Consider the following 14,378-nt stretch of genomic DNA (forward strand, 5'->3'; position numbering starts at 1 on the left):
GGAACTTACCTAATGGCAAAAACATTATTTGACAAAGTATGGGATAAGCACATAGTTACTGCTGAAAGTAACGATACGCCCGCGATTATTTATATTGATACTCACTTTATTCATGAAGTTACTTCTCCTCAGGCTTTTGATATGTTGCGTGAGAGAAATCTAACCGTGAGAAGACCTGATAGAACCTTTGCTACCATGGATCACTCTACGCCAACAACACCTCGCGGTGCTGATGGCGAATATCAATTCAATGGTGAAAAAGAAAAGCACCAAGTTAAGCAACTTAAAATAAACTGTGAAACTTTTGGCATTTCATTATTTGAATTAGGTGATGAGCGTCAGGGAATTGTCCATGTTATTGGTCCCGAACAAGGAATTACCCAACCGGGAATGACAATTGTATGTGGTGATAGCCATACCAGTACTCATGGGGCATTTGGTGCATTGGCTTTTGGTATTGGTACGAGTGAAGTCGGATATACGTTTGCAACGCAATGTTTACCACAAAGAAAACCTAAAACGATGGGTATTCGAGTCGACGGAAAATTGAGTGAGCATGTTTCGGCAAAGGATTTGATTTTGGCAATTATTGCAAAAATTGGCATTGGTGGTGCTACTGGCCATGTGATTGAATATTTTGGTGAATGTATTCGTGCGATGGATATGGAAGAAAGAATGACTATTTGCAATATGTCAATTGAAGCCGGTGCAAGAGCGGGTATGATTGCACCGGATGAAAAAACTTTTACTTATTTAAAAGGTAAACCCTACGCGCCTAAAGAGGCTTTTTGGGAAGATGCGGTAAATGACTGGTCACAGCTATTTACTGACGAAAATGCTCAATACGATCAGTTGGTTGTGATTCAGGGAGAGGAAGTTAAACCAATGATTACTTATGGTACTAACCCCGAAATGGCAATACCGATTAATGGTACAATCCCAAGTTCTGCACCAAAACATGCTCTGGATTACATGGGATTTGAAGCTAACCAACCGATGTTAGATAAAAATGTAGATGTGGTTTTTATTGGTAGTTGCACAAATTCTCGTATTACTGACTTACGGGCTGCAGCAAAAATTTTCAAAGGGAAAAAGGTTGCTTCGCACGTACGCGCTTTAATTGTTCCAGGTTCTCATCAGGTTAAACGTCAGGCAGAAGAAGAAGGGCTTGATAATATTTTTATTCAAGCCGGAGCTGAATGGCGCGAACCCGGATGCTCTATGTGTCTTGGAATGAACGGCGATATTATTCAACCTGGACAAATTTGTGTCAGTACCAGCAATCGTAATTTTGAAGGTCGTCAGGGAAAAGGTGGGCGAACATTACTGGCTAGTCCTGCAACTGCGGCGGCGGCGGCAGTAACTGGAAAAATTATTGATGCAACACAAATTAAGGAGACTAACTAATGCAAGCGATTAAATATATTGAAGGGGTTGCAGCAGTTATTGAAAACAATAATATTGATACTGATCAGATAATTCCTGCTGAGCATCTAAAAATTACAAATAAGAATGGATTAGGTGAACATTTATTTTCTAATTGGCGATATAACCCAGAAAACCAGGAAAATAAAAATTTTGTTTTAAATAAGCAAGAAACTAGAAACAGCAAAATATTAATTGCTGGCGATAATTTTGGATGTGGTTCATCTCGCGAACATGCGCCTTGGGCATTATTAGATTTTGGTATTCAGGTGATCATTAGTTCTTCAATTGCCGATATATTCAGAAATAATTCAATAAAAAATGGTTTGTTGCCTATCGTTATTGATAAATCTTCACATGAATTTTTATTGCAACAAAACGCTAAAATAATTGTTGTTAATATTGAGAAACAGCAAATTGAAGTTGAAGGTAAAACAATTGATTTTGAACTGGAGCCTTTTGTACGATATTGCTTTTTAAATGGTATGGATCAATTAGATTTTATTTTAAGTCAGCAAAATAAGATTACAGAGTATGAACAGCAGCAAAAGAGGTATGCATAGTGAGTATAAATATTGTTTGTTTACCCGGTGATGGAATTGGTCCTGAAGTAACCGAATCTGTAATCAGTGTACTGAACGCGGTAGCTGATAAGTTTAAACTAGAAATTAATATCGATCAGCAATTAATTGGTGGCGCTGCGATTGACGCAACAGGCGATCCACTACCAGCAAAAACTGTGAGTGCTTGTCAAAATGCCGATGCTGTTTTTCTTGGTGCGATAGGTGGACCTAAATGGGATGATCCAAATGCCAAGGTCAGACCTGAACAAGGATTATTAAGATTGCGCAGCGCAATGGGCGTTTTCTCAAATATCAGGCCACTAACGGTATTTCCAGAACTGGTTGATGCTTCACCGTTAAAACCAAAAGTTCTAGAGGGTGTTGATTTTATCGTTGTACGAGAACTCACTGGTGGTATTTATTTTGGCGATAAACATCGAGGCGAAAACTTTGCGACTGACGAATGTCGTTACAGTGTTGAAGAGATTGAGCGTATTACTAAAGTTGCCTGTGAATTAGCGATGCAACGTGGCAAAAAAATTACTTCAGTAGATAAAGCAAATGTTTTGGAAACTTCAAGACTTTGGCGTGAAGTTGTTACAAAGCTTGTTAGTCAAAACTATCCTGAAATTAAATTAGAACATCAATTGGTTGATTCATGTGCGATGAAAATGATTCAAAACCCAGCACATTTTGATGTCGTTTTAACCGAAAATATGTTTGGCGATATCTTGTCTGATGAAGCAAGTGTGTTAGCTGGTTCTATGGGGTTGTTAGCGTCTTCTTCAATCGGTGAAGGGAGCGGGCTGTTTGAACCGATTCATGGCTCAGCGCCCGATATAGCCGGTCAGGGTATCGCTAACCCTTACGCTTCGATACTAAGCGCTGCAATGATGCTACGCTGGTTAAATTATTTAGCGGAAGCAGATGCTATCGAAACCGCAGTAAAATCATCAATCGCTAGTGGTATTTTAACGCGCGATTTAAAAAGTGAAAGCGAAATAAAAACACATCAAGTTACTCACGCAGTCATCCAAAATTTATAGTCAAAAGAAAAGTTACGGGTTTGAATTTGTTTTACGTATATTGAATGCAAATCTCAAACTCGTAATATTAAACCCTCAAAAATTTAGTATTACTTCACAGGAAATTTTTCTATTTTTTGTTAAGTTTTATTTTTTGAACCTGATTAAAGAATTGCTCTTCAAAAATTTATAATGCTTAATGTATAATTGCATGGTAGTATTTTGCGACATTAAGTCCTTTGGAAAATCCTCTGGATTTACTGTCGTAAACAAGTAATCTCCGTGAGAGTTACATTGCACCCTAAAAGGGAGAATTAGGTCGCACTATTGCTTTTTGAGATTTATTGCTTTGCATTCCCAAGCGATGATTTAATAAATCCATAATATGAATGTGCTCTAATATACTAATTGACGCTCTGGCTAATTAGTGTAGTGTGCGAAAATCAATTTTCTACTATTATGGTTAATTGATTTATGGATTTATTTCTTACTCCAAATAATCCGCATTGGAATGCCAGATTATTAGGTTCATTCTAAACACTTGGAATTATGTAGTCAGGGGTGTACAACGTGTTAGGCTTTATAAATAATTTTTTTAAAAACAGACCTGATAAAGAACTCAAAGTTAGTCCTCAGGTTCCTGAGAGACCAAAGAGTGATCAGTTTTCGATTGGTTATGATCCTAATCTAATTGATGAGCTTGAAGGTACTCACGTACATTTGGTCAATCTATTTGGGCGAATATGGTCCGAGTTTGAACAAACCAATTACGGAAAAGTAGCAACTTTAATTAACCAGTTCAAAGCTGACTTTCAAGCGCACTTATTGACAGAGAATGTCAAATTTTATGTGTATCTTGAACAAGCTTTAGCGGACGATAAACATAATTTAAAAATAGTTAAAGAATTTCGGACGGACATGAATGAAATTGCTAATGCTGCCATTAAATTCTGTAGGACTTACCAAGGAAAGTTTACACCAGAAATGGTGCAGAATTTTAAATCTGACTATACGAATATCGGAGAAATCGTTACTCGTCGGGTCAGCCTTGAAGAAAAGTCATTGTATATCCTATACAGACCTCGCTAACTTAAAAATAAAAAGAGGGTGAAATAAGTGAGCAGTTACTTAGGAAACCCTATCGAAAAAGTAGAGAGTGAATTCGGGAAACAATTGCCTATTGTGATAATAGGTAACGGTCCCGTTGGGATACGCGCTGCGAATCTTATTCTTGAAAGTACACCTAATCAAGAGGTGATTATTTTTGGAGAAGAAAAAAGCAGGCCATACAATCGCGTTCAGCTTTCATTGTTTTTAGCTGGCAAAGTTACCGAGAATCAATTAGAAAACCCGGTTTCTGCTAGCGAAAGTGAACGTGTTACCGAGTTTTTAGGTCATCGAGTTGTCAACGTTGATCGAGAGCGCAAATCTGTCACTGATGATCGTGGCAATATTATTCACTATTCAAAATTGATTTTGGCATTGGGGGCAAGTCCTCTAGTTCCTAAAATTGAAAATACCCATCTAAAAGGTGTTCATCAATTTCGTACTATTGACGGAACCAATGAACTCTTACGAAGCAAAAAAGAATGTAAAAACATTTATGTTATTGGTAGTGGCCCGCTAGGGCTTGAAGCTGCATTTGGAATGAAGCAGCCAAATAACAATGTCACGCTACAAGTTCGAAGTCATTTACTCGGGGATTACCTGAATGATGATGCACAAGAAGTATTGATTGATTACATTGCTGCATCAGGCATTAAACTTTCTGTTCAAAAACCTGTTAAAAGAATTATTGGTGAGCAACATATTGAAGCTGTAGAACTTGAAAATGGTGAAATAGTCCCCTGTGATTGTTTAATTTTTTGTACCGGAATTTCGCCGAATAAACAGCTTGCAGAAAAAATTGGTCTTGAAACCCGACGCGGTATTATTGTTGATCAATACACACGCACTAGTGATGAGTCTATTTATGCTATTGGTGATTGCTGTGAATTCAGAGATAGAACATTTGGGGTCGTTTCTCCTGGGTTTAAACAAGCAAAATCCTGTGTTGAACATATTCTTGGCCATTTACATGAGTTCGAAGAAGATCTGCCACATGTTCAGGTCAAATTTAACAACTATACGACTGCCTATTATGGTGAACTCGATGTAGAAGATGGTGAGTATTATAGTTATACCAATCGACTAAAAGGCATTTATCGAAAACTGATTTTAAAAGAAGGACGCTTAGTCGGTGTAATTCTGATTGGAAATTGGGAAGAAGAAAGTGAAATAAAAATTGCGGTTAATGAAAATCGAAAGTTTCGCAATAAAGCTTTGCTTAAATTTGAAGAAACCGGTTTGCTCATTAATAAGCCACAAGAAATCCAAGTTAAAAATTTACCGGATAGTTATGTCGTTTGTCTTTGTTCAAATGTGACCATCGGCGAACTAAATGCGGCAATTAAGTCTGGATGTCGCACCATTGAAGCATTAGGTGAAAAGACCAAAGCGGGTACTGTTTGTGGTTCTTGTAAGCCGATGCTTGCACAGTTGCTTGATAAGCCTGTACCAAATTTGGTCATGCGCCATCAAGGAAAATTATTTGTTACTTCAGTAATTTCTGTTTGTTTAATCCTTCTCACGATATTATTTGAACCATTAGCTGCAGTTGATACTGTTCAAATTAAATGGCACATCGAAAAGTTATGGTTTGATAATTTCTGGAAACAAGTCAGTGGCTACACACTATTGGGATTGTGTTTAATTGCAACTGCACTTGCATTAAGAAAGCGTCTGAAAAATTTTAATTTTGGCCATGTTGATACCTGGCGATATGTTCACTCTGTTGTAGGTGTTATTGCTTTGTTAATACTTATGATACATACCGGTGTCAGAATGGGGGAAAATTTAAATTTTACGTTGATGACTGTTTTCTTAGGGGCGACAATGACTGGTGCACTGGTTGGCGTATTTATGTCTAAAAACCATCATTGGAGCGATCACAAATTACGTCAACATCGTTACTGGTGGTCTAGAGTGCATTACACATTGCTTTGGGCATTGTTACCACTATTAATATTCCACATAATATCCGTTTATTACTTTTAAAAAAAAGCATGACAACTAACAATAAAAAGAAAATTGGTATATTACCAATCGGTCTAGGCTTGACTGTAATAATTACCGCGCTACTGACTTTTAACCTGTTAAAAGGGGATAAGTCATTTTATTTGGCCGGTGAGACAACCCATGGTCATTATCAAATCGAACTTCAGTGCGAATCATGTCATAGCTCTGCCTTTTCTGGTGAAAAAGAGATGCAACAAGCTTGTGAGTCGTGCCATGCTGAAGAGCTTGAAAAAGTCAATGATAGCCATCCTCGTTCGGTGTTTGATGATCCACGTAATGCAGAGTTACTCGAGCAGCTTGATGCAACTCAATGTGTAACTTGCCATCGTGAACATAAACCAGAAATCACACGTAACTATGGTGTTACCTTGGCTGAAGATTTTTGTTTTCATTGTCATCAAGATGTTGGAGAAAACAGACCAAGTCATAAAGATTTTGAATTTCAAACCTGTGCGTCATCAGGATGTCATAACTTTCACGACAATAGCATGCTTTACGAAAAATTTATTGGAAAACATCTTGATGAACCTGCCAACAAGAAAAAACAAATTAATCCAGAGCGAACTGAATTAAAACGTTGGCTAAAGAAAAATAAACATAAAAAGTTACCACCAGCAGCAGAGCCTGATATTCAATCCCTCTATGAAAACGGTAAGGAAATTTCAGCTGAAGCCATGCAAGTTGCAACCGATAGTTGGCACAAAAGTGTTCATGCAAATGTTGAGGCAAACTGTAGTAGTTGTCATACAAAACAAGATGAAAAAAATAACTGGCAAGTTAGTGTTGAATCAATGGAAAAACAATGTGGAAGCTGTCACAAAAAACAACATGAGAGCTTCATTGAAGGTAAACATGGTATGCGACTGGGCCAAGATTTAACTAGAATGTCTACTGCTAATGCAAGACTAGAAATGAAACATGGCGAGGATAAATTGCTTAGTTGTGCTAGTTGCCATAATCCTCATGACTTAAATATTCAAAAAGCTGCAGTGGATTCTTGTCTAGGTTGCCATCAAGATGAGCACTCGCTAAATTTTGAAAAATCAAAACATTTTATGTTATGGCAAAATGAGCAACTCGGAAATGGCCGTAGAGGTAGTGGGGTTTCTTGCGCAACCTGTCATTTACCTCGTGTTAAAAAAGGAAGAAAGGTCACTGTAGAACATAACCAAAATTTGAATTTACGACCTAATACTAAAATGTTACGCACAGTGTGTATGAACTGCCATGGGATGGAGTTTTCGGTATCTTCTTTAGCTGATGAAGAATTAATAAAAAATAATTTCAGTCATGCACCGAAATTAGACCATGAATCATTTGAACTCGTTAAACAACGAATATTGCAAAAAACACAATTAAATCAAAAATCAGGAGAAAAAAATGAAGGTTAGTTCTAGAACTAAATTGTTGGCTGGCGCAAGTTTGTTAACAGCTCTTACATTTACACCCGTTGCTTATGCCGAAGATGCGAGCGTGAGTGTTAGAAAAATGGCTGACGCAATCTTTTCAGTTATCGAAGCTGATCGAGCTGTTTACACTCAAAAAGTTGTTCATAGACTTCAAAATGAAGAAGAAGTTATAACAGCTGAAGAAAAGTGGAAAGAAGAAAGCGCACTGCCACTACCTGCGCAAATGTTAAGAATGGGGGCAGAGCGTGTTGCTGAAAAACGTTCTGGATTTACTTATGCATTATTGTCTTCATGGGCAATTAATAAGCAAAACTCACCAAAAACAGATTTGGAAAAGAAAGCACTTAAAACTATCGAGCAATCAAAACAAAACTTTTATGGTGTTGAGACTTTAGGCAAGAAAAAGTATTACACCGCGGTTTATCCTGACATTGCTGTTTCTAAAGCTTGTGTTGATTGTCATAACGATCACTTAGATAGCCCAAGAAAAGATTTTAAAATTGGCGAAACAATGGGGGGATTGGTTATTCGTATTCCATTAGACGAATAATTTATCTTTCCTAATTTCAGGTAACAAATTAAGTGTTTGTTACCTGAAGTTGTTATATTTATGTTCCAGCTAAAAGTTGAATTCAAAGAACAATAATAAAATCCTATAAGCTACCATATAAAATTGAACCGTTTGTAAATAAGTCATCCTGGTAAGTATTTAGCTAGTTAAGTTTGCAGGTGAATCTTATTGTTGAATATCGCGTAAAAAAACTAATTCATTTTCAGTACTTGACTGCTTGTCAAAGTAGTAGCCCGATTCATTAAAGTCTTTTAAACCTTCAACCTTATCAATTTTGTTTTGAATAATATATCGAGTCATCAATCCTCTGGCTTTTTTAGCGAAAAAGCTGATGATTTTATATTGGCTATTTTTTAAATCTTTAAAAATAGGAGTGACTACATCGACTTTGAGTTTTTTGGGTTGCGTCGCTTTAAAGTATTCATTCGAAGCAAGATTAATTAATATGGGGGAAGCCTGCTTTTGCAATTCTTTTTCTAAATATTGGTTTAATTGACTATCCCAAAATGCATAAAGATCTTTGCCTGCACTATTTGAGAATTTAGTTCCCATTTCAAGACGATAAGGCTGAATGAGATCTAAAGGACGTAGCACACCATATAGGCCTGATAAAATCCTCAAGTGCTTTTGTGCATATTTAAAGTCTTCGCTGGTTAAAGTATCGGCATCTAATCCCTGATAAACATCTCCACGAAAAGCTAATATTGCTTGCCGCGCATTTTCACTGGTAAAAGGGGGAGAAAAACCTTGAAACCTTTCGTAATTCAGTGCCGCCAATTTATCGCTTAACTTCATCAAGGTAGCAATATCCTGTGGAGCCAGCTTTATTAATTGCTTAATCAATGTTTCCGATTGTGCCAAAAATAATGGTTGAGATTTTTGCTTGGTCGCTAGTGGGGATTCGAAGTCTAGACTCTTGGCTGGAGATATAACGGTTATCATAAGATCTTTTTAGTAGATAATAGAAGAGCTCGTATCCTATCAAAATTAATAATAATAATAAAATTTTTGCAGTTTGCTTATGATTAGTTTGACTGGTGAGTTTTGATGTATCATAGGCTTGGGTTATCGATTGACTTCAGTGCGCTTTTGGATTTATCGCGTAATGATGTCATTGTCAAACGACTTTAGTTAAAGCGGGAGTATAAAAATGTCTGGATTAGTCTGTTTCAGTCATGGTAAGGACAGTAGTCCTCAAGCGACTAAAATTAATGCTTTAAGCGTTGTTGCTCAACGTCATGGCTGGCGTACAATGAGTGTAGATTACCGAGGGATTGATTCACCTGAGGAACGGGTCAATAAACTCAAAACTCAGCTTAGTGCCCCGTCGAAACCCTTGGTTCTGGTCGGATCAAGTATGGGGTCTTATGTTAGCCTAGTCGCTGCAAAATCACTAAACCCAGTGGGACTTTTCTTAATGGCTCCTGCCGTTAATATGCCCGGATATGACTTGCATGGAGGGCCACCAGAAAACTGTCGTGTACAAATATTTCACGGCTGGCATGACGACATTGTGACGGTGGATAGGGTACTAAAGTTTGCTCAAGCGCACCAGATAGAAACGTTGTTATTGAATGATAACCATCGATTACAATCATCGCTGCCTCAATTAGAAAAGTTTTTTGCGATATTTTTAGATGAAATCAGGCAAAATATTGGTTAAATCATCAATAAATTAACTAGAATAGTGGCAGATATTATTAACCGCTATATCGATTGACCATGAGAATGGTTTAAAAAAGTTGTAATTCGATTTATAGTATGGCGTTATAGATGGCTAGACGTAAATTGGAGAATGTATGCCACTAGTGGCTTTTACCGACTTGCCTACATTTCAACGACTGTTGCAAGAGAAACATGATGTACTTTCTGTTGAAAAGGCTAAACATCAAGACATTCGAGAGTTGCACATTGGACTGCTAAATATGATGCCAGATGCTTCTCTTCAAGCAACTGAACGTCAATTTATGCGTCTAGTTGGCGACTGCAACCAAATTGTACAGATTTATGTGCACTTGTTCAGTTTACCCTCGATTAAACGCTCTGCTGAAGCTCAGGACTGGATTGATCGCTATTATGAAGATTTTGATAGTATCAAAGCACATGGATTAGATGCGCTGATTATTTCGGGCGCAAATCCGGCTGCTCAGAGTCTGCAAGAGGAGTCTTTTTGGCCTTGTCTGACCAAAGTGATTGATTGGGCAAAAGATAACGTTACTTCCACCTTGTGTGCCTGTCTGGCGACACATGCAGTCGTTCAATATTTGTATGATATTCAGCGTCAACCACTTTGTGATAAACAGTGGGGGGTGTATGTTCATCGGATTACTAAAATCGATCACCCGCTGACCCGACACATGAATACGCGCTTCGATGTACCCCATTCGCGTTATAATCAAATTACACGAGAACAACTATCCGCAAAAGGGTTAATCACCTTGGCTGAGAGTGAGCAAGCTGGCGTTCACTTGGCAACCAGTCCAGATGGTATTCGATTAGTTTTTTTCCAGGGCCATCCAGAGTATGATAATTTTAGTTTGTTAAAAGAGTATAAGCGTGAGGTTGATCGCTGGTTTAATCAGCAGCGTGAAGATTATCCGCCGTTTCCAGAAAATTATTTTGAGCCCGAACTAATTGGTTTTCTCAATGAATATCAGCTCAAGCTTGAGTCTGCCAAAGCTGATGGGCTGGAAATCCCAACATGGCCAGAAGAATGGTTAATTGAGCGTTTAGACAATACTTGGCGTGATACGGCTCTGTCTACGTTTAACAACTGGCTGGGCATCGTTTATCAATTAACAGATATGACGCTCAATAGGCCATTCATGAAAGGTATTGATCCAAAAAATCCTTTACGGTTTTTATAGATTTATTCATCTGCAATTGATGTCAATGCTTAAAGTTTATTAATAATTAACTTTTAAGTAATCTATTTGAATCATTGTTGTTGCTTGTTTTTGCTCAGAAAGCTTGTCGCTGAATGTAGTTTGATCTAACCTATTAAGATAAAAGTCTTACAGATAAGCTTTGATATTATCGATGTAAGCTAAGAAATGCTAAGTTCTGAGTAAGTTTTAAACTTAATACTAGACTCGAATTTTAAACCAAGCGACATTCTATCTGAGGGGTAATAATGGATAAACAGCAGATGCTGGATATACTGGTTGAGTTGAAGAATGAACTTGATTCAAATCAAATTACTGATTCTTATCAACGTCAAAAAACCGAAGCACTTATTGATGAAATCAATCGTCAAATGACACAGCCTACTACAGATATGACTGGAGATAAGTATTTGGTGGAAAAGCTAAAGTCAGAAATTGAAACTATTCAGGTACATCATCCGCAATTGACAGACTTAATTGGGCGTTTGTCTGATTTATTAGCAAGAATGGGCATCTAATATCACTGCGAATAAACGTTAGTTGTAAATTATCGGTACAAAATGACAGTTTATTAAAAAGTACGATTTAAAAGAATGTCATAGGCAATGCTAAAATTTAAAAGCCGTATTTAAAGTACTAGATTTTATTGACTAAAAAATTAAAGTTTAAATACTTTAAGTGAGCTATTTAAAAATTGAACTATTAAAAGTTATTTTTTTAGCGTTAAACTGTTATAGATAGGTTGTTTGGCGGTTGATTTAAATTACCTTGCTAACAATAAAATTCGAACAAATTCACAAAATTATCGAATATTCCTATCTAATATAGTATCTCACTTGAGTGATATGTCATTTTTACTTACAATCCTCGTCAGACATTTCTCACACAATAATAGCTGAATGTCGTAGTTATTTTATTAGGTGGTCGGTGTAATATGCGCGCACTGGTATAACAACTAATAACAATTTTACTGGTTTTGAGTATGATTATGAGAAAAGACGATCTTTCGACAAAAGAATACAAGCGCACCGATAGAATTTATCAGAAAGATTCAAACTGGTATTTTTCAATTAGACAAGGGGCTGTATTTGGGCCTTACGAAAGCCGTAAAAATGCACAAAAAAGTTTAGAAAGTTTTGTTTCAATTCTAAAGGCTCAGCAATGATCATTTAAGAAAAGACGGTACACTATTTACTTAAATTATTGAGCTAATACGAAACAAATAAAATAGCTAGTTAGTGTGGTATCTGGATTAGCTTTCGAACCATCAAAACCTCCAAAAGAATCTTCGAAAAAGGCGAATCAAAAATAAAGGCTGAAAGCTGCTTGTTTGATATAATTTGTGAAACGAAATAATATAAAGCAACGCTTGTGAGATCACTCATCTAATAAAGTTGTTACTCTGCTAACTGTTAGTTTTTAATTGAACAAAATATTGCCTGTCTTTCTTGCGTTAGCTTATTCATTAACTACTGTTTGTCGGATAATTTTAAAAAGCGCTTTACCTCTGCGTAGCTTGCTTTATCAAACCAGTCTTCTGGTGCCTTATTGGCTAAAATGGCTTTTTTATTTTCGTTGATGATTTTTTCTGCAGCCGTAATTTTATACTGATTAATATAAATATTAATGAGCTGTACCGCTCCTTTTAACGTATTAATATGGTCAATACCCTGGAGTTGTTTATAACCCGAATATGCTCTAATTTGATAAGCTTCGGCTTGTTCCAGCTGTTGTTGTTTTTCGAATTCACTGGCAATGTTATAGAGTGTTGTCAGCGTATAGTGATTAATTTCACCAAAAATTTCTCGTTGGATCTTGTAGTTTTCTTTGTACAGCGATAAAGCTTGTTAATGATTTGGTGAAAGGCTGTAAATCTGGATCTGGGATAAGCAAGTTAAACAATAAGCACGATGAAACTAAGCAATAGAACGATTCACTGAAGCATTTAACTAAATATTCTTTTTTAGCTTGCAATACCGAACTGTTTGAATCAGGTGAGTCTTATCAGTTGATAATATTGTGCTCAACCTTAAAATTATGTCGGTTGCCTCTAGACAGTATGCAACAGTCTCCCTAAGATAGCGTTTTTTAGCGGTATCAATTTGAGGGAGTCACTATGAGTTCTACATCCGTATCCAAGGTTGAGTGCCCAGAATGCGGTCACACCTTTGATGTCAATGAAGTTCTATCTCATCAGTTAGAAGAAAAGTTACGCCGTCAATACGAAAACAAGTCTGCACAGGATAAACTGCTGATTGAGCAACAACAGCGTACTTTAGCTTCAGAGAGACAACAGTTAATAGAAGAAAAAGCACAACAAGCCGAACAAGTTGCCAATACAGTTGCTCAACAGGTCAAAGAAAAAACCACCTTATTACGTAAGTCGATTGCACAAGAACTAGAGGCTGAGCGTACCGAACAATTTAAACTGTTACAACAAGAGCTCAATGATAAGTCTGAGCAACTTAAACAGTTAAGCCGTACTCAAATTGAACTAGAACGAATCAAGCGAGAAAAAAGCGAGCTGAAAGAAAGTATTGAAGCCGAAGCTGAACTCAAGTTAACCCGTCAGCTCGCTGCTGAAAAGCAGCGTATTCAACAAGCGGAAGCTGATAAAAACTCATTATATCTTGCAGAAAAAGAGAAAATAATTGAGCAGTTGAAAAATCAGCTGGATATCGCTAAACGAAAAGCCGAGCAAGGATCTACTCAATTACAAGGGGAAGTTCAAGAGCTTGCAATCGAAGAGTGGCTTAATGAACAGTTCCCGCTAGATACCATTGAAGAGATTAAAAAAGGTGCCCGAGGTGCTGACTGCTTGCAAATTGTCAACACACGAAACCGAACGCGATGCGGTGTGATTTATTATGAGAGTAAACGAACGCAGAGTTTTCAACCTGGCTGGATTGAAAAATTTAAACAAGATATTCGGGATCAAGGTGCTGACATTGGGGTATTGGTCACTCAGGCTATGCCCGCCGATCTTGACAGATTAGGATTAAAAGAGGGAATTTGGATTTGCTCTTTTGAAGAATTTAAAGGTCTTAGTCTGGTATTACGAGATTCGATTATTCGAACTAGTCGAGCCATTGCTACGCAGGAAAATAAAGGTGAAAAAATGGTCATGTTATATGATTATTTAACTGGCAATGAATTTCGAATGCAAGTTGAAGCCATTGTTGAAGGGTTTTCTCAAATGCAGGAAGATTTAAATAAAGAAAAACGTGCGATGATGTCAATTTGGAAAAAGCGCGAAAAGCAAATTGAAAAGGTACTGTTTAACACTGCCAACATGTACAGCTCGATTCATGGCATTGCTGGTAATGTGATTAAAGCGCTTCCATCGCTAGATTTACCTGAAGAGAATTAATCAACGGTAGAGC

The 14,378-nt window shown here is 37.1% G+C and carries 14 protein-coding genes; 12 read left to right on the top strand and 2 right to left on the bottom strand.

Annotated elements, in window-relative coordinates:
• Positions 1-12: 12 nt before the first annotated feature.
• From leuC to ABVT42_RS02905, 7 genes are all read left to right on the top strand, one after another.
• Complete coding sequence (gene leuC / locus ABVT42_RS02875; RefSeq protein WP_353873598.1) at positions 13-1,407, top strand: 3-isopropylmalate dehydratase large subunit; 1,395 nt, start codon at positions 13-15, stop codon at positions 1,405-1,407.
• Complete coding sequence (leuD, locus tag ABVT42_RS02880; protein ID WP_353873599.1) at positions 1,407-1,988, top strand: 3-isopropylmalate dehydratase small subunit; 582 nt, start codon at positions 1,407-1,409, stop codon at positions 1,986-1,988. Before leuC ends, leuD begins: the two co-directional genes overlap by 1 nt.
• The gene (gene leuB, locus ABVT42_RS02885; protein ID WP_353873600.1) at positions 1,988-3,034 is read left to right on the top strand and encodes a 3-isopropylmalate dehydrogenase; all 1,047 of its coding nucleotides are present in this window, start codon (positions 1,988-1,990) and stop codon (positions 3,032-3,034) included. The genes leuD and leuB overlap by 1 nt, the downstream gene beginning before the upstream one ends.
• 549 nt (positions 3,035-3,583) lie before the next feature.
• On the top strand, positions 3,584-4,102 hold the full coding sequence (locus ABVT42_RS02890) for a hemerythrin domain-containing protein (RefSeq protein ID WP_353873601.1): 519 nt from the start codon (positions 3,584-3,586) through the stop codon (positions 4,100-4,102).
• 27 nt (positions 4,103-4,129) lie between these two features.
• Complete coding sequence (locus ABVT42_RS02895; protein WP_353873602.1) at positions 4,130-6,109, top strand: FAD-dependent oxidoreductase; 1,980 nt, start codon at positions 4,130-4,132, stop codon at positions 6,107-6,109.
• Positions 6,110-6,117: 8 nt separating this feature from the next.
• Positions 6,118-7,521 (top strand): cytochrome c3 family protein, encoded by a 1,404-nt coding sequence (locus ABVT42_RS02900; RefSeq protein WP_353873603.1) that lies wholly within the window; start codon positions 6,118-6,120, stop codon positions 7,519-7,521.
• The gene (locus tag ABVT42_RS02905; protein WP_353873604.1) at positions 7,511-8,089 is read left to right on the top strand and encodes a Tll0287-like domain-containing protein; all 579 of its coding nucleotides are present in this window, start codon (positions 7,511-7,513) and stop codon (positions 8,087-8,089) included. The genes ABVT42_RS02900 and ABVT42_RS02905 overlap by 11 nt, the downstream gene beginning before the upstream one ends.
• 186 nt (positions 8,090-8,275) lie before the next feature.
• Here the strand turns inward: ABVT42_RS02905 and yaaA are convergent, their stop codons facing one another.
• On the bottom strand, positions 8,276-9,052 hold the full coding sequence (yaaA, locus tag ABVT42_RS02910; RefSeq protein ID WP_353873605.1) for a peroxide stress protein YaaA: 777 nt from the start codon (positions 9,050-9,052) through the stop codon (positions 8,276-8,278).
• Positions 9,053-9,260: 208 nt separating this feature from the next.
• Here yaaA and ABVT42_RS02915 point away from each other — a divergent pair, with 208 nt between their 5' ends.
• The 4 genes from ABVT42_RS02915 to ABVT42_RS02930 all read left to right on the top strand — a co-directional run bounded on the left by ABVT42_RS02915 (position 9,261) and on the right by ABVT42_RS02930 (position 12,160).
• Positions 9,261-9,773: a YqiA/YcfP family alpha/beta fold hydrolase gene (locus tag ABVT42_RS02915; protein WP_353873606.1), complete on the top strand. Its 513-nt coding sequence runs from the start codon at positions 9,261-9,263 to the stop codon at positions 9,771-9,773.
• Positions 9,774-9,909: 136 nt separating this feature from the next.
• Positions 9,910-10,977 (top strand): homoserine O-succinyltransferase MetA, encoded by a 1,068-nt coding sequence (gene metA, locus ABVT42_RS02920; RefSeq protein WP_353873607.1) that lies wholly within the window; start codon positions 9,910-9,912, stop codon positions 10,975-10,977.
• 266 nt (positions 10,978-11,243) lie between these two features.
• Positions 11,244-11,513, top strand: coding sequence for a DUF4404 family protein (locus tag ABVT42_RS02925; protein WP_353873608.1), 270 nt, complete (start codon positions 11,244-11,246; stop codon positions 11,511-11,513).
• A gap of 470 nt (positions 11,514-11,983) precedes the next feature.
• Complete coding sequence (locus tag ABVT42_RS02930; protein ID WP_367023425.1) at positions 11,984-12,160, top strand: DUF6316 family protein; 177 nt, start codon at positions 11,984-11,986, stop codon at positions 12,158-12,160.
• 304 nt (positions 12,161-12,464) lie between these two features.
• On the opposite strand, the gene ABVT42_RS02935 is transcribed toward ABVT42_RS02930, so the two are convergent.
• Positions 12,465-12,830 carry a tetratricopeptide repeat protein gene (locus tag ABVT42_RS02935; RefSeq protein ID WP_353873713.1) on the bottom strand — a complete coding sequence of 122 codons (366 nt, stop codon included), beginning with the start codon at positions 12,828-12,830 and terminating at the stop codon, positions 12,465-12,467.
• Positions 12,831-13,111: 281 nt separating this feature from the next.
• Here ABVT42_RS02935 and ABVT42_RS02940 point away from each other — a divergent pair, with 281 nt between their 5' ends.
• Positions 13,112-14,365, top strand: coding sequence for a DUF2130 domain-containing protein (locus ABVT42_RS02940; protein ID WP_353873610.1), 1,254 nt, complete (start codon positions 13,112-13,114; stop codon positions 14,363-14,365).
• Positions 14,366-14,378: the final 13 nt, after the last annotated feature.

Source organism: Aliikangiella maris (assembly GCF_040719265.1).
GTDB lineage: Bacteria > Pseudomonadota > Gammaproteobacteria > Enterobacterales > Kangiellaceae > Aliikangiella > Aliikangiella maris.